The organism is Pseudomonas sp. G166 (assembly GCF_037027455.2).
Classification (GTDB): domain Bacteria; phylum Pseudomonadota; class Gammaproteobacteria; order Pseudomonadales; family Pseudomonadaceae; genus Aquipseudomonas.
The window spans coordinates 53010-71830 of the sequence record NZ_CP146985.1; the positions used below are offsets into that span (position 1 = coordinate 53010).

Here is an 18821-nt window from a genome sequence, read left to right on the forward strand (position 1 = left end):
CTATGCCAGAGCGGCTTGTTGATTTGGCGCGGTGGGCAGGCCCATGGATGCGGCATTTTGTCTCCTTTGCATAACTTATCCCCCCTTGCCTGACCGTATATCGGAGAATGCCCACACGAATTTCCTCGTGGGTCGCGATTCGAATCGCCGCCGTTGCATCGCTTGCACCTGCTTGTGAGAGCAAGCCCGGCTACGCTGAAATGGCCGGTTCACGGCACTTATGCCTGCCGAAATGTCGTATTCGAACCGGCTGTGACGTGCATTTGTTTTTCAAAATCTCATGCCGATTCGGCATGGGGTAGGCGTTTACGGCATTAGACGGGCTTCCCTCGCATCGCAATAGTTGCGCCTTTTTTCGCCTGCCAGTAAGCCGCAAGCGCGTGCTCGGGGTGACCTTATACGGGGGCAGAGGTGCGATTTCGCAGCGTCGTTGGCGTTTCGGTTCGTGCCTCTGTCCGAGTCCAACTGAAGTAAGGGTAACGATATGAAGAAGGCAAAACTAAGCCTCGCCTGGCAGATCCTCATCGGTCTGGTGCTCGGGATTGCATTGGGCGCGCTGCTCAACCATTTCAGTGCCGAGAAGGCCTGGTGGATCAGCAACGTGCTGCAACCGGCGGGCGATATCTTTATCCGTCTGATCAAGATGATCGTGATCCCGATCGTGATTTCTTCGCTGATCGTCGGCATTGCCGGGGTCGGTGACGCCAAGAAGCTGGGGCGTATCGGTCTCAAGACCATCCTTTACTTCGAAATCGTCACCACCATCGCCATCGTCGTCGGCCTGTTGCTGGCCAACTTCTTCCAGCCGGGCAGCGGCATCGACATGAGCACCCTGGGCACCGTGGATATTTCCAAGTACCAGGCCACCGCCGCTGAAGTCCAGCATGAACACGCCTTCGTCCAGACCATCCTGAACCTGATCCCGTCCAACATCTTTGCAGCGGTCGCCCGTGGCGAGATGCTGCCGATCATTTTCTTCTCCGTGCTGTTTGGCCTCGGTCTGTCCAGCCTGCAATCGGACCTGCGCGAACCGCTGGTGAAAATGTTCCAGGGCGTGTCGGAAAGCATGTTCAAGGTCACCCACATGATCATGCAATACGCCCCGATTGGCGTGTTCGCGCTGATCGCGGTGACGGTCGCCAACTTCGGTTTCGCGTCGCTGCTGCCGCTGGCAAAACTGGTGATCCTGGTTTACGTCGCCATCGCCTTCTTCGCCTTTGTGGTGCTGGGCCTGATCGCGCGGCTGTTTGGCTTCTCGGTGCTCAAGCTGATGCGCATCTTCAAGGACGAGCTGGTGCTGGCCTACTCCACCGCCAGCTCCGAAACCGTGCTGCCGCGCGTGATCGAGAAGATGGAAGCCTACGGCGCACCAAAAGCCATTTGCAGTTTCGTAGTGCCCACCGGTTACTCGTTCAACCTTGATGGCTCAACCCTGTACCAGAGCATCGCGGCGATTTTCATCGCCCAGCTGTACGGCATCGACCTGTCCATCAGCCAGCAATTGCTGCTGGTGCTGACCCTGATGGTCACCTCCAAAGGCATCGCCGGTGTGCCGGGCGTATCCTTCGTGGTGTTGCTGGCCACCCTGGGCAGTGTGGGTATTCCGCTGGAAGGCCTGGCCTTCATCGCCGGTGTCGACCGCATCATGGACATGGCCCGTACCGCGCTGAACGTGATCGGTAACGCCTTGGCCGTGCTGGTCATCTCCCGCTGGGAAGGCATGTACGACGATGCCAAGGGCCAGCGCTACTGGAACTCCCTGCCGCACTGGCGCAGCAAAGAACCGCTGCCGGCGGGGGAAGTTTCCAGCCGCTGACACACATGACCCCTGTGGGAGCGAGCTTGCTCGCGATTGCGATATGTCAGCCAACATCAATGCTGATTGATCCGACGCCATCGCGAGCAAGCTCGCTCCCACATTCATCACCTGTGCAGTGACTAGCGAACCCCGGAGAAATCCGGGGTTTGTCGTTTCTGCCAGCCCCGCTATCATTCGCCGCATCTTCCGGGGGATTTAACCGATGCTCAATGGCCTGTGGCTTGGCTTCTTTATCGTGGCAGCCGTGTCGGCGCTGGCGCAGTGGTTGATCGGCGGCAACGCCGGGATCTTCGCGACCATGGTGGAAAGCATTTTCGCCATGGCCAAGCTGTCGGTGGAGGTGATGGTCCTGTTGTTCGGCACCTTGACCCTGTGGCTGGGCTTCCTGCGCATCGCCGAAAAGGCTGGCATCGTCGATTGGCTGGCCAAGGCACTCGGCCCGCTGTTCTTGCGCCTGATGCCGGAAGTCCCGGCCGGCCATCCGGCAATTGGCCTGATCACCCTCAACTTCGCCGCCAACGGCCTAGGGCTGGATAACGCCGCTACGCCCATCGGCCTGAAGGCCATGCGTGCCCTGCAGGACCTCAATCCCAGCACGACCATCGCCAGCAATGCGCAAATTCTGTTTCTGGTGCTCAACGCTTCGTCGCTGACGCTGCTGCCGGTGACGATCTTCATGTACCGCGCGCAGCAAGGCGCGCCGGACCCGACCCTGGTGTTCCTGCCGATCCTGCTTGCCACCAGCGCCTCGACCTTGATGGGGCTGCTGTCGGTGGCGTTCATGCAGCGCCTGCGGTTGTGGGACCCGGTCGTGCTGGCTTATCTGATCCCGGGTGCGTTGGTGCTGGGTGGCTTCATGGCCCTGCTGGCAACGCTCTCGGCCACGGCTCTGGCGGGGCTGTCATCGATCCTCGGCAATCTGACGCTGTTCGGCTTGATCATTGTGTTCCTGGTGGTGGGCGCCCTGCGCAAGGTCAAGGTGTATGAAGCCTTCATCGAGGGCGCCAAGGAAGGTTTCGACGTGGCCAAGACATTACTGCCGTATTTGGTGGCGATGTTGTGCGCCGTGGGGGTGTTGCGGGCCTCGGGGGCATTGGATTTTGGCCTCGACGGTATTCGGCACCTGGTGCAGTGGGCCGGTTGGGACACGCGTTTTGTCGATGCCTTGCCGACCGCCATGGTCAAGCCATTCTCCGGCAGCGCCGCCCGGGCGATGTTGATCGAGACCATGAAGACCTCTGGCGTGGACAGTTTCCCGGCGTTGGTGGCAGCGACCATCCAGGGCAGCACCGAAACCACGTTCTATGTGTTGGCGGTGTATTTCGGTGCGGTGGGCATCCAGCGGGCGCGGCATGCGGTGGGCTGTGCGCTGCTGGCCGAATTCTCCGGAGTCGTGGCGGCGATCGGGGTGTGCTACTGGTTCTTTGGCTGAACCAGAGTTCCACCCCCAGAAGCCGTCAGAGGGGTGGGGGCGTAGCGAAGCGCTGGCCTTGCTCCAGGGTCCAGTTCACTACCTCAGCCGTCAGCCGATCACTGGCGTGGCCAAAACCTTCCACCACCGCCGGCACTTTCACGTCGTTCAGCGGCTGGCGTACTTCAAAGCGGCGACTGGCCAGGATGCGTTGGTCGAAGCCGCGCACCAGCAGCGCATCCAGGCGGATCACCACGCTGGCCGCGCTACCTTGGTACTCGGTCTGGAAGGCCTGTAGTTGGCCGCCCAGCTCCAGGTCCGCCTGCAAATTGCTGTCGGTGACACTCAACAACCCGACGCGTCGATCCTGGGCGAAGCCATCGAGCAAGCGGTTACGCAACAGCACCGGCGCCGGATCGCTCCAGCGCGAGGCGGCGTAGCTGCTGAGCAGGTTGCCGTGGGGAATGACCGCGATGTTCGGGCTGTTGAGCACCTCGCTGGCCTGGGGGCTGGCCAGGCGCAGCGACCAGCTCACTGCCGTGCCCGCAGATGCCGGGGCCTGGGTGACGGGCAAGCGGTACACATCCGAAGGCTCAGCCTTGGGCAAAATCGAGCAACCGCCCACCAGGAGCAATCCTGCCAGCAAGAGGATAGGGCGGATAAACCGGTTGCACGGCTTCATGGCGTGAACTCCTTGTTCTTGTCATTGCCCAGCAAATAGCCGCTGGGGTTGGCATCCAGGCGTCGGGAGATCCCCCGCAGGGCGCTCAGGGTTTCGCGCAGCTCACGCACGGCTGGCGCCAGGGCATTGAGGCCCTGCATGCCGTTATTCAACGAGTCGCGGTTGTCGTTCAACAGTTTGTCCAGGGTCGCGGTACTGCGAGCCAGGGACTGCATAGCCAGGCCGGCGCTGCCGAACGCCTGTTTGCCCTGGTCGTTGAGCAAACCATTGGCGTTGCGCATCAGCGCGGTGGTCTGTTCCAACGTGGCGCTGGCCTGTTTGCCGATGGCCGCCAGTTGCTGCATGGCCTGGCGAATGTCGCCGCGCTGCTCGGCAATGACCCCGGTGGTCTGTTCCAGGTGTTCGAGGGTCTTGCCCAGGCGCTGGACGTTGTCCGAGGAAAACACTTCATTGGCGTTGTGCAGCAGCAGGTTGATGCTGGTCATCAAGTCATCGCTGTTGTTCAGCAGGCGGGCGATAGGCGAGGGCGCGGCGACAATCACCGGCGGCTCACCATCGTGCCCGGTCAGCGGCGGGCTCTGGGGGGTGCCACCGCTGAGCTGGATAATCGAGGTGCCGGTGATGCCGGTCAGGGCCAACTTGGCCTGGGTGTCCTGCTTGATCGGTGTTTCACCGCTCAAGCGCACCCGCGCCAGCACCCGGCGCGGGTCGTTCGGGTCCAGGCGCAGATTGACCACATCCCCGACCTTGATGCCGCTGTACTCCACCGAACTGCCCCTGGACAGCCCACTGACCGCCTCGTTGAACACCACTTCGTAATACTTGAATTCGCTGTCCACGCTGGACTTGGCCAGCCACAGGCCAAACAGCAGGGCGCCGACCACCACGATTACGGTGAACAGGCCGATCAATACATGATGGGCTCGGGTTTCCATGTCAGACCTCGTTCAATTGTGTAGCGGCCGATAACGCCGCGCGACCGCGTGGGCCATGGAAGTATTGGTGAATCCAGGCATCGTCGGTTTCCGACACCTTATCGATGACATCGGCCACCAATACTTTTTTCTGGGCCAGTACCGCCACCCGATCGGTAATGGTGTAGAGGGTGTCCAGGTCATGGGTGACCAGGAACACGCTCAAGCCCAGGGCATCGCGCAACGTCAGGATCAATTGGTCGAACGCTGCCGCGCCGATGGGGTCGAGACCGGCGGTGGGTTCATCGAGAAACAGAATGTCCGGGTCCAGGGCCAGCGCCCGGGCCAAGGCTGCACGCTTGATCATGCCGCCGGACAGCGAGGCGGGGTATTTGTCGGCGGCCGATAGCGGCAGCCCGGCCAGCGCCAGTTTGACTGCGGCCAGATGCTCGGCATCGGCTCGGCTGAGCCCGGCGTGTTCGATCAGCGGCAGGGCGACATTTTCTGTCACGGTCAGGGACGAAAACAGCGCGCCTTTCTGGAACAACACGCCAAAGCGCCGCTCCACCCGCGAGCGTTGCGCCGGCGGCAGGCTTGGCAAGTCCTGGCCGAACACCCGCACTGACCCTTCGCTGGGCCGGCGCAAGCCGACGATGCTGCGCAACAGCACTGATTTGCCGCTGCCGGAGCCGCCGACCACGGCGAGAATCTCGCCCTTGTACACGTCCAGGTCGAGGTTTTCATGCACGCTCTGGCGGCCAAAGCGATTGCACAAACCGCGCACTTGAATCACCGCCTCGGTGGGCGGCCTTGAGGGTCGGCTCACCATTTCATCTCCATGAAGAACAGCGCGGCCACGGCATCGAGCACGATCACCACGAAAATCGACTGCACCACACTGGAGGTGGTGTGAGCCCCGACCGACTCGGCGCTGCCACTGACCTTGAAGCCTTCCAGGCAACCCACGGCGGCGATCAGAAAGGCAAAGATCGGCGCCTTGACCATCCCCACCACGAAATGCTGCACGCCGATGTCCGACTGCAACAGCGTCAGGAACATGGCCGGGGAAATACCCAGCGACAAGGCGCACACGACACCGCCACCGACAATGCCCGAGAGCATCGCCACAAAGGTCAGCATCGGCAGGGCCACCAGCAACGCCAGCACCCGCGGCACCACCAGCAACTCGACGGGATCGAGGCCAAGGGTGCGGATCGCGTCGATTTCTTCGTTGGCCTTCATCGAGCCGATTTGCGCGGTGAACGCGCTGGCGGTGCGGCCCGCCATGAGAATCGCCGTCAGCAACACGCCGAATTCGCGCAAAAACGAGAACGCCACCAGGTCCACGGTGAAGATACTGGCGCCGAAATCGGCCAGTACCGTCGCCCCTAGGAACGCCACTACCGCACCCACCAGGAACGTCAGCAAGGCGACGATGGGCGCCGCATCCAGGCCGGTCTGTTCGATGTGAACGACCATCGGGGTAATGCGCCAACGCCTGGGGTGGAACAGGCCGCGGCCCAGGGTTTCCAGGATCAAGCCGACAAAGCCCAACAGTTGCAGGGTGTCCTGCCAGACCTTCTCCACGGCGCGACCAATGCGCGTGAGCAACTGAGTCACGACGCTGACGCTCGGCTCTTTGTCCGGTACGCAGAAGTCCGTCAACGAGCAATAGACGGTCTGCAACAGCGCTCGCTCGGCGGCCGGCAGACTGCAATCGGGGTGCTCAGTGGTCTTGCCCAGCCGTTCGGAGCCCAGCAGTTCCACCAGCAACGAGGCCCCAGCGGTGTCGAGGGCGCCGAGACCGTTGAGGTCGATCTGGGTGTTCTCATCGTACTGACCGCGCAACGAGTCGCTCAAGCGCTTGAGTTGCGTGTAATGGGCCAGGGTCCAGTCGCCGCTGACCAACAGCTTCGCCGCAGAGTCGGACGTATCCAGTCGGGCAGTGCCAGTGTGGGGGCTAGGGGTCATAAGCTCCATGCTCGTTGGGTTTCAACCAGCGCTACCTAATACCACGACCGCAATCATTTTGCTTGGGCCGCAGCGGCGCTCACATTGAAACGCAGCACCCCGATCATCTGGCCGTTTTCCGTCAGCACCCGTACCTGCCATTTGCCTGTCGGGTCGTCCGGGAAATTCTGTTTGTGAGTCCAGGCGCGATAGCCTTCCTTGCGTCCGCCATGGATGTCCAGGGCGATGCGGTCGACTTCTTTGCCGTTGAACTGCCAGACATGGTAGATCCGCTCATCGAGCCCCCGTGGCGCGTTGATGGCGGTGTAGGCGTACAGGCCGTTGCTGCGAATCTGCGCGGCGCTGACTTCCTTGAGGCTGGCGCCCGGCGTGCGGTCCTCCAGTTGGGTGCTGATCGCCACTTCGGTCATCCACAGCGTCGCGGGCGGCACCCAGGAGCGCAGCACCCAGCCGGCGGCGCCAATCCCTGCGGTGATGCATAAAATCGCCAGGGCGTTGCGCACGGTGCGGATTGGAAAGATCGACGCCAGGCTCGGGAACGACAGCAGCATGGCAGTGCCCAGCGCCAGCTTGAAGCTTTGGTCGGTGGTCAGGTGCAGGATGACGGGCAGTGCGGTGAGCAGGGCGGCGAACAGCGTCAGCGTGTGCAGTGCCAGGAACGCCCAGCGCCGGGGGGCCAGCCATTTGTAGTACAAAGGGTCGATGATCGAGATCAGCGCCGCCGCTGTGAGCAGGCCGGTGAAAATCAGCTGGCTGCTGTTCCAGGTGGTGGTGATGAAGAAAAACGGCAGGACGAAAAACAGGCTTTCCTGATGAATCATCTGCGTGGCGTAACGCAACAGCGGCTGGGGGATTTCCCGTTTGAAAATCCGCGTGAACAGCCGGGTCATGCTGTTCTCGACCATCAGCCAGAGCCAGCTCACCAACATCATGATGGCGATCCAGGTCGCCAGGCCCTGCTGGCGGTCCACCAGCATGAAGCTGCCGAGCCCGGAAATGAAGCCTCCAAGCGCAATGACCCCTGGATAGCGCTTCATCAATTCAAGGAGGCGCTGGATGTAGAGAGTCAGCTTCTGCATTCGGTGGTTTCACAGTAAGTCGTAGGAAATATCCCTGACAGAGTATCGCCAGGACAACGATGTGACGAGTGCTCTTGTGGCGAGGGGATTTATCCCCGCTGGGCTGCGAAGCAGCCCCACAGACCCCTTGAGTGAAATCGAACCGCCTTTGATCGCGACTGCTTCGCAGTCGAACGGGGATAAATCCCCTTGCCACAAAGTGCCACCACAAGATCATTCTTCGTTCGGTCGGGCCCTGCGGCGCACCTGCCACACTACCAACCCGAGCAACAACAACCCCAGCGCACCGCCCAATCCCCACACGAGCTCATCATCGCTGAGCAACGGTTTCTCGATGCGCAGGTAACCCGGGTCCTTGAGCAGCTCGCGCAGGGCCTGGTTTGCCTGTTCCAGGCTCACCCCCTGCAAGCGCAGAGCCGGGTTGGCGAAGCGGCCGTCTTCATAATCGCCCAGGGCACCCCAATAGTAATCGGCCAGGGCACTGTTACCTTGAACCGCCCAGGTCTGATGCGCGATGGCCGCGCGTTTGATGCGCATGAAACTGTCGGGGTCGAGGCCATCCTTGAGCAGCGTATTACGCAGTTCCTCGAGCGCCTGTTCCGCTTGGGGTAGATCCTCGCGGGCCAGGTCCGCGTTCAGGCTGAAGAAGCCGACGCCACCGAACACTTCCCGCTCTGTCCACGGCCCATAGGACAGGCCGCGGGCCAGGCGCAACTGGCGATACAGCGCCCAGTCCAGGTAATCCTTGAGCAGGTCGAAGGTTTCATCGTGTTGCTGTTCCAGCACCGGCTCCGGAAACAACCAATGAAGCTTGGCGCCATTGCCGACCAGGCCTCGGATGAGGTTGCGCTTGGTGACCGCGCTGTAGCGGATCTGCGGCAGCGGTTCGTGCGTACTGGGTTCCACCGCTTCGAGTTCGCCAAAGGTGCGTTCCAGGTAGGCCGGCAGCAACCGGTCAAGATCGCCGACCACGATCAGCGTCATGTTGTTCGGCGCGTACCAGGCCTCGCGCACATGTTCGATCTTGGCGAGGGTGAGGCGTTCGACCTCGGCCCGTTCCGCACAACGCAAGCCCAACTCCACCGCCAGTTGATTGCTGGCCTTGTGGCTCAGGTCCTGGCGGTCGAGCCAGCGTTGCAGGTGCGTGTAGTGGCCGCCGTCTTCGCGTTCGACCACTCGTTTGGCCGCCTCCAGGGCTTTGTCGTCGATGCGGGTGCGGGTCAACAGCGCCAGCAGCAGGTCCAGGACCTTGCGTTGATTGCTGGCCGGCGCCTCGATGACGAACGTGGTGTCGGCATTGCTGGTAAAGGCGTTCCACTCGCCGCCTAGCGCCTGCATGCGTTCTTCCAGGCCGCCTTCGCCGCTGTCATCGACACCACTGAACAGCAAGTGCTCGAGCAAATGCGGCAGCTCTTTGTCGGCGCAGTTGAAATCGTCCAGGCCCACGCCAACCACCAAGCGGATCGCCACATGCCCGCGTTCACTGCCGGGTTTGAGCAATAGCTGCATACCGTTGGGCAGCGTATAGCCTTCGACCTGGAATCGATCCAGAGCGACCACTGGCAGCGAGCCGAGCAAAAGAAAGGCGAACAACAGACAACGCATAAGGGCTTCCTGGCGGCTGAGGGGAGGTCCATGGTGCCGGGCAGGCCGTCACCGTTGGATCGCCGCCCGGAGCAAACGCGCTCCCACCTCGAATCTATGCAGTTTTCATGACAGTGGGAGCAGGGCGGCTCGCGAATGACTTCAAGCCCAAGCCTTTGTTACTGACTGACCAATGCGCCAGTCGTTCAAGGTGAATGGGTGATGTCAGAAATTTCATCGGCGGCCAGCGCGCCGATTTCGGACGTCTCCAGGACGACGTAGGCGCTGCCGCAGAACAGCGAATTGAGGCGTCGCATGTCAGCGATCAACTCCAGGTGCAACGAACTGGTCTCGATACTTTGCACGACTTTGCGCTGCAGACGACTGACATGGGCATGGGCCATCCGCCGTTCCTGCGCGCGAAAGCGCCGTTTCTCACGCAGCAACTGGCGGGCACTTTCCCGATCGGCACTGAGAAACACCGACAGTCCCAGCCGAAGGTTGGCGATCAAATGGCTATGCAGCCCGGCCAATTCCTCCAGGCCGACGTCGGAAAAGGAGCGGCGTTGAGAGGTCTTCTGTTGCTGGACCTTGCGCAACATGCGCTCGATCAGATCGCTGGCCAGCTTCAGGTTGATTGCCAGCTCGATGATCTCCGCCCAGCGGCGGCTGTCCTGTTCACTGAGGTCCTCCCGGGGCATTTGCGCCATGTACAACTTGATGGCGCTGCACAACGCCTCGACGTCGTCGCTCATGCGCCGTACTTCCTGGGTGACCGCCGTCTGCTCACCGCGCAGCACGTCGAGCATGGCTTCGAGCATGTTTTCGATCAGGTCGCCGATGCGCAGGGTTTCCCGGGCGGCGTTCGCCAGCGCCAGGCTCGGGGTAGCGAGGGCCGCGAGGTCCAGGTGCCGGGGCTTGGCGGTGCCGTTGGTGTCTGGACGTTCCGGCAGCAGCCAGGTGCAGAGCCTGGCCATCGGCGCGACGCTGGGTAGCAGCACCAGGCAGCGCACGGTGTTGTAGAGCAGGTGAAAGCCGATGACCGTTTCCTGGGGGCTGAAATCCAGGCTGTCGAGCCAACCCACCAGTGGATCGAGTACCGGAATGATCAGCAACAGGCCGATCAGCTTGTACAGCAGGCTGCCCAGCGCCACCTGGCGCCCGGCGGCGTTCTGCATGCTGGTGCTGAGGAAGGCCAGGACGCCGCTGCCGATGTTGGCGCCGATCACCAGGCCGATGGCCACCGGCAAGCTGATCACCGCGGCGCCGGCCAGTGTCGCGGTCAGCAGCACGGCAGCCAGGCTGGAATAGGAGATCATCGCAAACAGCGCGCCGACCAGCGCATCGAGCAGGAGGTCGCCGGTCAGCGAGGCGAAGATCACTTTCACCCCTTGGGCGTGGGTGATGGGCGCGGCGGCTTCGACGATCAACTGCAACGCCAGGATGATCAGGCCAAGGCCGATGCCCACTCGGCCCATTTGTCCGACGCGGGTCTGTTTGCGCGACAGGAAAAAAATCACCCCGAGGAAAATCAGCAGTGGTGACAGCCACGATAGGTCCAGGGTCAGCACCCGTGCCATCAGCGCGGTACCGACATCGGCACCGAGCATGGTTGCCAGGGCGGGGGTCAGCCCCATCAGGCCTTGGCCGACGAACGAGGTGACGAGCATGGCCGTGGCGTTGCTGCTCTGGACCATGGCCGTGACCATGATGCCGGCGACGAACGCCAACCAGCGTCTGGACATGTTCTGGCCGATGACGTGGCGCAGGTTCGAGCCATAGACCCGCAGGATGCCGGTACGGACGATGTGCGTGCCCCAGATCAGCAGGGCCACGGCGGAGAGCAAATTGAGCAGGGTCAGCATGAGGAGCCCCCTGTTAGCGTCCCAAAGGGACAAATTGACAGTGCCACATAGTTCTTTGTTGTACTTAAGCTGTAGTTGGCGAACGGTTCGAGCGCCAGCATTGCACAGCTAAAGATGGGTTTGAAACAAAACTGTCATAAAAAACCATTCACCAAAGACACCACGAAACCCTGTGGGAGCGAGCCTGCTCGCGATAGCGGTCTGTTAGCCAATGAAGATATTGAATGTTGCGGCCTCATCGCGAGCAGGCTCGCTCCCACAGGTTTTGCATCCGGTTACCTTCCGGCAGGCATGAAAAAGGGGCTCGAAAGCCCCTTCATTCATTGCCCCGGCAGCCTTACTGGCCCGGAACATCCTTACGCAGTTTCACCGGATCCTGCTGCTTGCGCTTGCGGGCAATCGCCGTGCGCATCTTGATGTTGATGGCTTCCACCGCCAGGGAGAACGCCATCGCGAAGTAGACGTAGCCTTTTGGCACATGCACGTCGAACGATTCGGCGATCAGCACGGTACCCACCACCAGCAGGAACGACAGCGCGAGCATTTTCAGCGACGGGTGCTTGTCGATGAACTCACTGATGGTGCCCGAGGCCGCCATCATCACCAGCACGGCCACGATGATTGCCGCCACCATCACCGGTACATGGGAGACCATGCCGACTGCGGTAATGACCGAGTCCAAGGAGAACACGATGTCGATGATCGCGATCTGGATGATGGTGTAGATGAAGTTACCACCCTTGCCCGAAGGCTCTTCGTTGGTTTCATCTTCGCCTTCCAGCGCGTGGTACATCTCCTGGGAGCTTTTCCACAGCAGGAACAGGCCACCGAAGAACAGGATCAGGTCACGACCGGAGATGCCCTGGCCGAACACTTCGAACAAATCAGCAGTCAGGCGCATGACCCAGGTGATGGACAGCAGCAACAGGATCCGCGTGACCATGGCCAGCGCCAGGCCGAAGATCCGGGTGCGCGCCTGCATATGCTTGGGCATGCGGCTGACCAGGATCGAGATCATGATGATGTTGTCGATGCCCAGGACGATTTCCAGGGCGGTCAAGGTAAAGAAGGCAACCCAGATTTCCGGGTTGGTCAGCCATTCCATGTGAGTTCCTTTGAGCGAGTGTTAGGCCACGCCACCGAAGGCAGCGCAGCGGGCATTGCTTTTATAGAGTGCTGAACAGCGGAAAAATCCCCATCAGCAACGCGGCGAACATTATGCACAGGCAAACCAGCACTGCCCACTTCAAGGTGAAGCGCTGGTGATCGCCGAACTCGATCCCGGCCAGGGCCACCAGCAGGTAAGTGGACGGCACCAGCGGGCTCAACAGGTGGACGGGCTGGCCGACGATGGAGGCACGGGCCATTTCCACTGCCGTGATGCCGTAGTGACTGGCCGCTTCGGAGAGCACCGGCAACACACCATAGTAAAACGCGTCGTTCGACATGAAGAACGTGAATGGCATGCTTACCAGCGCCGTGATCACCGCCAGGTACGGGCCGAGGAAATCAGGGATCACCGCCAGCAGGCTTTTGGACATGGCATCGACCATGCCAGTGCCGGACAGGATACCAGTGAAGATACCCGCCGCGAAAATCAGACCGACCACCGCCAACACGCTACCGGCGTGGGCCGCGACGCGGTCTTTCTGCTGCTGCAGGCAAGGGTAGTTGACGATCATCGCGATACTGAAGGCCACCATGAACAGCACCGGCAGCGGCAACAGGCCTGCGATCAGGGTGCACATCAGGCCCAGGGTCAACGCGCCGTTGAACCAGATCAGCTTCGGACGACGGGCGTCCGGGAACTGGGAAACGCTGATTTCGCTGTGGTCGATTTCATCACCGGCCAGGTGCAGTTCACCCAGGCGTGCACGCTCACGTTTGCCGTACATGTAGGCAATCACCAGGATCGCCACCACACCGGCGGTCATCGCAGGAATCATCGGCACGAAAATATCGGACGGATCGACATGCAGCGCACTGGCCGCGCGGGCCGTCGGGCCGCCCCAGGGGGTCATGTTCATCACGCCACCGGCGAGGATGATCAGGCCAGCCATGATCCGTGGGCTCATGCCGATGCGGCTGTAGAGCGGCAGCATCGCGGCCACGCAGATCATATAAGTGGTCGCGCCGTCACCATCGAGGGAAACGACGAGCGCCAGAACGGCGGTACCGACCGAAACTTTCAACGGGTCGCCCTTGACCAGCTTGAGGATCTTGCGCACGGCCGGGTCGAACAGGCCGGAGTCGATCATCAGGGCAAAATACAGAATCGCGAACATCAGCATCACCCCGGTCGGGGCGAGCTTGGTGATGCCTTCGAGCATCATCGGGCCGATCTTCGGCGCGAAGCCACCGAACAGCGCAAACAGGATCGGGATGATGATCAAGGCGATCAGCGCGGACAGGCGCTTGGTCATGATCAGGAACATGAACGTGATGACCATGGCGAAGCCAAGGAAAGTCAGCATAGGAAGTACTCCAGGCGTGGCGCGGCGGGCAAAGGCGAACCGGACAGGTCAGCGCAGGATGCAAGGCTCAAGGCGGACGGATGGAGTGGGTGTAGCGGGACGGATAGCAGCGGACATCAGAATCACCATTGTTGTTGTTAAAAGGGCCGAGCGAGCTTTTCAGTACTCGCTTCTGGCCACCGGTCTTTTGCCGGTAGTGGGGGCGATCCTAATCGCGCAAGCTTTCAGCCAGCTTTCGCGGCTGGTGATGGCTGATGAGTTGTCGATGATGTTTCCACGGGCGCTATTGCCTTGGGGCGAGGGGATAGCAAATCAGGGGGTTGCTTTAAACGCTGAAAGATCCAACGGCCGCACCGCCCCCATCCAGATCGCGTGTTCGGTGTGATCCATCAAGTCATCGCCGGTATCCGGGTGCATGAAAATCACCAGGCCTTTGCGATTGAGGGCCAGCCACGGCAGGACCACGCCGATGTACTGCGGATCGAACGCCAGCTGACAGCTCCAGTCCGGGTGTGGGCCGACTGGGCGCTGGTGGACGCGGCCCATTTTCAAAGGGAACAGCCGCGATGCTTCTTCGCACAGTGCTCTGGCCTGGTCGATGGTATTGGCGTCGAAATACACGTGGGCGTGGTAACCCTTGATCCGCTGCATCTGTCACTCCTTGATGAAGAGGCCGAACCCTTGCCGTTTTCCGCGGGTCAGAGGCCTTATACGCGGAAAAAAAGGAAAAACAGCCATGAAAAATGCCGAAACCCCGGCCGTCAAAGTGGTGCTCTATGGTGCCATGAGCAGCCTCGGCAGTGCGTTGATGGCTGAAATGCTGCGCCGCCAGCATGAAGTCATCGCCATTCTCGACGATCTCACTGCCCTGGCTCCACGCCCAGGCCTGCGGACCAAGACCGGCGACCTCTACGATCCCGAGCGGGTCAAGCAAAGCGTGGCCGGTGCCAGCGCCGTGGTGTGCCTGCTCAATGCACCGGGGTTGCCGATGAACAGCGAACAAGTGGAGCGCACATTGATTCCGGGGCCCGTGGAGCAAGTATTGGCCGCCGACGCACTGATCGCCGGAATGCAGGCGGCGAATATTTCCCGGCTGTTTCTGGTGGGCGACTTCGCCAGTCTCGACGAGGAGCTGGCGGACGACGATTTGCAGCGCCATGCCGCCGAAGAAGTGCTCGATGCCCTGAAGAACAGCACCTTGCAATGGACCTTGATCAACGCGCCTTACGCCGCGCCAGGCTTGGGTATCGAGCATTTCAGCCAAGTCAGCACGAGCCTGGAACCCGGCATGGCCGAATCCCTGGAGCGGCTCAACCGAGTGGCGGTCGGCATTGCCGATGAGCTGCGCTTGAACCTGCACGTGGGCCAGCATGTCAGCTTCGTGGCCGCCAACTAGCCGTGGACTTCGCCCCTCGTGGCGAGGGAGCTTGCTCCCGCTGGGCTGCGAAGCGGCCCCACAAGGACGTTACGCTCTCAAGTCCCCGCCACGGACTCAAACAGCAATCGATGGCAACGGCAACCCGGTGAGCGATTCGGCGCTGTTGGCCTGTTCCTCCATCAACCAGTCCACAAACAGCCGGATAAGCCCGCCGCGCCGTTTACGCTGGGGCAAGACCACGTAATACCCCAACCGCGACAGCACCGTTTCAGCGATTGGGCGGCATAGCAGGCCTTGAGCCAATAAGTTATCCACAAGGTGGCGCCAGCCGATGGCCACGCCTTGGCCGCCAATCGCCGCCTGGATAAGCAAGGTGTAGTTGTCGAACCGCAGCTGGCCGGGCGCCGGTGGCGAGGTGATGCCCAGCTCACGGAATACGCCACTCCAGTCGAACCAGTTGCTGCTGTTTTCCCCACGCAGATGCAGCAGCGCGAATTCCGACAAGGCGTGGGCCGGCAAGGGCAGGGGGCGCTCCTTGAGCAAGAGCGGGCTGCACACCGGAAAGACTTCTTCGCTGAACAGCCAGCGACTTTCGCCCTGTTTGAAGCGACCGTCGCCGAACAGTACGGCAACGTCGATATCCGTGCGCAACATGTTGTGGTTGCGCTCACTGGTCACCAGGCTGACGTCCACTTGCGGGTTGGCCGCGTGAAACCTATGCAGTCGCGGCATCAGCCAATAGGCGGCGAACGCGAAGTCCGTGGCGACTTGCAGCACCTCGTGCTGATGCTGTGCGGTGATCGCGCTCAGCCCGGCATCGATACTCTGCAAACCGGCCTGTACTTGCTCGAACAGGATAGTCCCGGCCTCGGTCAGTTCGATGCCACGGTAGATGCGGTCGAACAACCGCGTGCCCAGTTGTTCTTCCAGGCGTTTGATCTGCTGGCTGATGGCCGGTTGCGTGGTGCCCAGCTCAACCGCCGCCGCCGTAAAGCTGCGATGGCGGGCCGCCGCTTCAAAGGCACGGAACAGGTCCAAGGACAGGTCACCCAAGGCTTCATACATAAGCTGTGCTTATCCTAGTCATTACTTTGCATGGGCTTTACCCCAAAAGGTGGGGGCTCCATGCTCAATCTCAGCAATATCGCATAACTGTCTACTATGGAATGCCGCGAATACATGAAGCGCAAGAACATTCTTTTCATCATGGCCGATCAAATGGCCGCGCCAATGTTGCCGATCTACGGTCCTTCGCCGATCAAGCTGCCCAACCTGTCGCGCCTGGCCGACCAAGGCGTGGTGTTCGACGCTGCTTATTGCAATAGCCCGCTCTGCGCGCCGTCACGCTTCACCCTGGTGAGCGGCCAGTTGCCCAGCAAGATCGGCGCCTATGACAACGCTGCGGATTTCCCTGCGGACGTCCCGACGTATGCCCACTACCTGCGGCGCCTTGGCTACCGCACGGCGCTGTCCGGCAAGATGCACTTTTGCGGGCCGGACCAGTTGCACGGCTACGAAGAACGCCTGACCAGTGACATTTATCCGGCCGATTACGGTTGGGCGGTGAATTGGGATGAGCCACATGTGCGGCCGAGCTGGTACCACAACATGTCTTCGGTGTTGCAGGCCGGGCCCTGTGTGCGCACCAATCAGTTGGATTTCGATGAAGAAGTGGTGTTCAAGGCCCAACAGTACCTGTTCGACCACATCCGGGAGGACGGGGACCAGCCGTTCTGCCTGACGGTCTCCATGACCCACCCACATGACCCGTACACGATTCCCAAGGCGTTCTGGGATTTGTATGACGACAACGACATCCCGTTGCCGCAGACCCCGGCGCAAACCGAACTCGACCCGCATTCCCAGCGCCTGCTGAAGGTCTACGACCTGTGGGACAAGCCGCTGCCTGTGGATAAGATTCGCGATGCCCGTCGCGCGTACTTCGGCGCCTGTAGCTACATCGACAGCAATGTCGGCAAGCTGCTGCAAACCCTGGAAGACACTGGTTTGCTGGACGACACGATCATCGTGTTTTCCGGCGACCATGGGGACATGCTCGGCGAAAAGGGCCTCTGGTACAAAATGCACTGGTTCGAAATGGCTGCCCGCGTGCCATTGCTGATCAGTGCGCCGGGGCAGTTCGCCAGCGGCCGGGTGAGCGCAGCCGTGTCCACCGCCGACTTGCTGCCGACCCTGGTGGAGCTGGCCGGCGGCACGCTGGAGCCGGGCTTGCCGCTGGATGGCCGTTCACTGGTGCCGCATCTGCAAGGGCAGGGTGGGCATGACGAAGTCTTCGGTGAATACATGGCCGAAGGCACTATCAGCCCATTGATGATGATCCGCCGCGGCCCATGGAAGTTCATCTACAGCGAAGATGACCCGTGCCTGCTGTTCGATGTGCGCAACGATCCCAAGGAGCTGGAAAATCTCAGCCTATCCTCTGAGCATCAATCGCTGTTCGCCGATTTTCTCGCTGAGGCGCGCGCCAAGTGGGACATTCCGACGATTCACCAACAGGTGCTCGCCAGCCAGCGACGCCGCCGTTTCGTCGCCCAGGCCCTGGCCTTGGGCAAACTCAAGAGCTGGGACCACCAGCCGCTGGTGGACGCCAGCCAGCAGTACATGCGTAACCACATCGACCTCGACGATCTGGAGCGCAAGGCCCGTTATCCACAACCCTGCCAAAACCAATAACGTAAGGGGAAGCGCATGCAAAAGTTATCCACAGTACTGACCGCTGGGCTGTTGGCGTTGAGCAGTGCTTCGGCGTGGGCCGAGCAGAGCTGCGAAACCGTGAAGATGGCCGACCCGGGCTGGAGTGACATCGCCGCCACCAATGCCATCACCGGTTTCCTGCTGGACGGGATGGGCTACAAGGCCAAGGTCGACACCCTCGCGGTGCCGATCACTTTCGGCGGCCTCAAGGATGGCCAGGTGGATGTGTTCCTGGGTAACTGGATGCCAGCACAGCAGGGCTTCTACGATAAATTCGTGGCCACCGGTGATGTCACGCAACTGGCCAAAAACCTGGACGGTACGGAATTCACCCTGGCGGTACCGGACTATGCCTGGGACGCGGGTGTGCATAACTTTGCCGACCTGAACAAATTTGCCGACAAGTTCGACAAAAAGATCTACGGCATCGGTTCCGGCGCCCCGGCCAACCTCTCCTTGAAAGAAATCATCAAGACCAATGACTTCGGCATGGGCGAATGGAAACTGGTGGAGTCCAGCGAACAGGCGATGCTGGCGGAGGTCTCCCGGGCGGTGAAGAAACAGAAGTTCGTGACCTTCCTCGGCTGGACACCACACCCGATGAACGTGCAGCTGAAAATGCACTACCTCAAGGGCGGCGAGAAGTACTTCGGCGACACCGGCAGTGTGTATACGCTGACGCGCAAGGGTTATGCACAAGCGTGCCCGAACGTTGGCAAGCTGTTGACCAACCTGAGCTTCACCCAGGAAATGGAAAACAGCATCATGGCCGAGGTGGTGAACAACAAAGTCAGCAACGCCGATGCGGCCAAGGCCTGGATCAAGGCCAACCCGGCGGTGTTGGATAAATGGCTGGACGGCGTGAAGACCCTGGATGGCAAGGATGCGTTGGCGGCGGTGAAGGCCAAGTTATAACGCTGTAACGGGCT

At 61.1% G+C, this 18821-nt stretch carries 16 protein-coding genes; 5 read left to right on the forward strand and 11 right to left on the reverse strand.

Annotation, left to right across the window (positions count from 1 at the left end):
• The first annotated feature begins 484 nt into the window (after nt 1-484).
• Nucleotides 485-1816: a glutamate/aspartate:proton symporter GltP gene (gene gltP, locus SGN16_RS00240; protein WP_210642185.1), complete on the forward strand. Its 1332-nt coding sequence runs from the start codon at nt 485-487 to the stop codon at nt 1814-1816.
• Between the two features lie 205 nt (nt 1817-2021).
• Nucleotides 2022-3251 carry a nucleoside recognition domain-containing protein gene (locus SGN16_RS00245; RefSeq protein WP_335945019.1) on the forward strand — a complete coding sequence of 410 codons (1230 nt, stop codon included), beginning with the start codon at nt 2022-2024 and terminating at the stop codon, nt 3249-3251.
• Between the two features lie 25 nt (nt 3252-3276).
• On the opposite strand, the gene SGN16_RS00250 is transcribed toward SGN16_RS00245, so the two are convergent.
• The 10 genes from SGN16_RS00250 to SGN16_RS00295 form a co-directional block, all read right to left on the reverse strand.
• Complete coding sequence (locus tag SGN16_RS00250; protein WP_335945020.1) at nt 3277-3912, reverse strand: ABC-type transport auxiliary lipoprotein family protein; 636 nt, start codon at nt 3910-3912, stop codon at nt 3277-3279.
• Nucleotides 3909-4847, reverse strand: a complete 939-nt coding sequence (locus SGN16_RS00255; RefSeq protein WP_210642188.1) for an MlaD family protein — start codon at nt 4845-4847, stop codon at nt 3909-3911. Before SGN16_RS00255 ends, SGN16_RS00250 begins: the two co-directional genes overlap by 4 nt.
• A 1-nt stretch (nt 4848) precedes the next feature.
• Nucleotides 4849-5655 (reverse strand): ATP-binding cassette domain-containing protein, encoded by an 807-nt coding sequence (locus SGN16_RS00260; protein WP_335945021.1) that lies wholly within the window; start codon nt 5653-5655, stop codon nt 4849-4851.
• Nucleotides 5649-6797, reverse strand: a complete 1149-nt coding sequence (locus SGN16_RS00265) for an ABC transporter permease (protein WP_210642190.1) — start codon at nt 6795-6797, stop codon at nt 5649-5651. Before SGN16_RS00265 ends, SGN16_RS00260 begins: the two co-directional genes overlap by 7 nt.
• Before the next feature lie 53 nt (nt 6798-6850).
• Nucleotides 6851-7876: a DUF5924 family protein gene (locus SGN16_RS00270; RefSeq protein WP_210642191.1), complete on the reverse strand. Its 1026-nt coding sequence runs from the start codon at nt 7874-7876 to the stop codon at nt 6851-6853.
• Nucleotides 7877-8089: 213 nt separating this feature from the next.
• Entirely contained in the window at nt 8090-9481 is a 1392-nt protein-coding gene (locus tag SGN16_RS00275) for an insulinase family protein (protein ID WP_210642192.1), read from the reverse strand.
• A 185-nt stretch (nt 9482-9666) separates the two neighbouring features.
• Complete coding sequence (locus SGN16_RS00280; protein ID WP_335945022.1) at nt 9667-11325, reverse strand: Na/Pi cotransporter family protein; 1659 nt, start codon at nt 11323-11325, stop codon at nt 9667-9669.
• Between the two features lie 337 nt (nt 11326-11662).
• The gene (locus SGN16_RS00285) at nt 11663-12430 is read right to left on the reverse strand and encodes a TerC family protein (RefSeq protein ID WP_210642194.1); all 768 of its coding nucleotides are present in this window, start codon (nt 12428-12430) and stop codon (nt 11663-11665) included.
• 61 nt (nt 12431-12491) lie between these two features.
• Nucleotides 12492-13799, reverse strand: coding sequence for a CitMHS family transporter (locus tag SGN16_RS00290; protein ID WP_335945023.1), 1308 nt, complete (start codon nt 13797-13799; stop codon nt 12492-12494).
• A 312-nt stretch (nt 13800-14111) separates the two neighbouring features.
• Nucleotides 14112-14450 (reverse strand): DOPA 4,5-dioxygenase family protein, encoded by a 339-nt coding sequence (locus tag SGN16_RS00295; protein ID WP_210642196.1) that lies wholly within the window; start codon nt 14448-14450, stop codon nt 14112-14114.
• An 85-nt stretch (nt 14451-14535) separates the two neighbouring features.
• Between SGN16_RS00295 and SGN16_RS00300 the strand changes: the two genes are divergently transcribed.
• Nucleotides 14536-15195 carry an NAD(P)H-binding protein gene (locus SGN16_RS00300; RefSeq protein WP_335945024.1) on the forward strand — a complete coding sequence of 220 codons (660 nt, stop codon included), beginning with the start codon at nt 14536-14538 and terminating at the stop codon, nt 15193-15195.
• Nucleotides 15196-15291: 96 nt separating this feature from the next.
• Here SGN16_RS00300 and SGN16_RS00305 read toward each other — a convergent pair whose 3' ends face one another.
• Complete coding sequence (locus SGN16_RS00305) at nt 15292-16242, reverse strand: LysR family transcriptional regulator (RefSeq protein ID WP_210642198.1); 951 nt, start codon at nt 16240-16242, stop codon at nt 15292-15294.
• 114 nt (nt 16243-16356) lie between these two features.
• On the opposite strand from SGN16_RS00305, the gene betC reads away from it, so the two are divergent.
• The gene (gene betC, locus SGN16_RS00310; protein WP_335945025.1) at nt 16357-17871 is read left to right on the forward strand and encodes a choline-sulfatase; all 1515 of its coding nucleotides are present in this window, start codon (nt 16357-16359) and stop codon (nt 17869-17871) included.
• A gap of 15 nt (nt 17872-17886) precedes the next feature.
• The gene (choX, locus tag SGN16_RS00315) at nt 17887-18807 is read left to right on the forward strand and encodes a choline ABC transporter substrate-binding protein (protein ID WP_335945026.1); all 921 of its coding nucleotides are present in this window, start codon (nt 17887-17889) and stop codon (nt 18805-18807) included.
• The last annotated feature ends 14 nt before the right edge of the window (nt 18808-18821 follow it).

Excerpts from the sequence above, each read along its gene's own strand:
- gltP (WP_210642185.1), top strand. The coding sequence starts at position 485 with ATGAAGAAGGCAAAACTAAGCCTCGCCTGGCAGATCCTCATCGGTCTG.
- SGN16_RS00245 (WP_335945019.1), top strand. The coding sequence starts at position 2,022 with ATGCTCAATGGCCTGTGGCTTGGCTTCTTTATCGTGGCAGCCGTGTCG.
- SGN16_RS00250 (WP_335945020.1), bottom strand. The coding sequence starts at position 3,912 with ATGAAGCCGTGCAACCGGTTTATCCGCCCTATCCTCTTGCTGGCAGGA.
- SGN16_RS00255 (WP_210642188.1), bottom strand. The coding sequence starts at position 4,847 with ATGGAAACCCGAGCCCATCATGTATTGATCGGCCTGTTCACCGTAATC.
- SGN16_RS00260 (WP_335945021.1), bottom strand. The coding sequence starts at position 5,655 with ATGGTGAGCCGACCCTCAAGGCCGCCCACCGAGGCGGTGATTCAAGTG.
- SGN16_RS00265 (WP_210642190.1), bottom strand. The coding sequence starts at position 6,797 with ATGACCCCTAGCCCCCACACTGGCACTGCCCGACTGGATACGTCCGAC.
- SGN16_RS00270 (WP_210642191.1), bottom strand. The coding sequence starts at position 7,876 with ATGCAGAAGCTGACTCTCTACATCCAGCGCCTCCTTGAATTGATGAAG.
- SGN16_RS00275 (WP_210642192.1), bottom strand. The coding sequence starts at position 9,481 with ATGCGTTGTCTGTTGTTCGCCTTTCTTTTGCTCGGCTCGCTGCCAGTG.
- SGN16_RS00280 (WP_335945022.1), bottom strand. The coding sequence starts at position 11,325 with ATGCTGACCCTGCTCAATTTGCTCTCCGCCGTGGCCCTGCTGATCTGG.
- SGN16_RS00285 (WP_210642194.1), bottom strand. The coding sequence starts at position 12,430 with ATGGAATGGCTGACCAACCCGGAAATCTGGGTTGCCTTCTTTACCTTG.
- SGN16_RS00290 (WP_335945023.1), bottom strand. The coding sequence starts at position 13,799 with ATGCTGACTTTCCTTGGCTTCGCCATGGTCATCACGTTCATGTTCCTG.
- SGN16_RS00295 (WP_210642196.1), bottom strand. The coding sequence starts at position 14,450 with ATGCAGCGGATCAAGGGTTACCACGCCCACGTGTATTTCGACGCCAAT.
- SGN16_RS00300 (WP_335945024.1), top strand. The coding sequence starts at position 14,536 with ATGAAAAATGCCGAAACCCCGGCCGTCAAAGTGGTGCTCTATGGTGCC.
- SGN16_RS00305 (WP_210642198.1), bottom strand. The coding sequence starts at position 16,242 with ATGTATGAAGCCTTGGGTGACCTGTCCTTGGACCTGTTCCGTGCCTTT.
- betC (WP_335945025.1), top strand. The coding sequence starts at position 16,357 with ATGAAGCGCAAGAACATTCTTTTCATCATGGCCGATCAAATGGCCGCG.
- choX (WP_335945026.1), top strand. The coding sequence starts at position 17,887 with ATGCAAAAGTTATCCACAGTACTGACCGCTGGGCTGTTGGCGTTGAGC.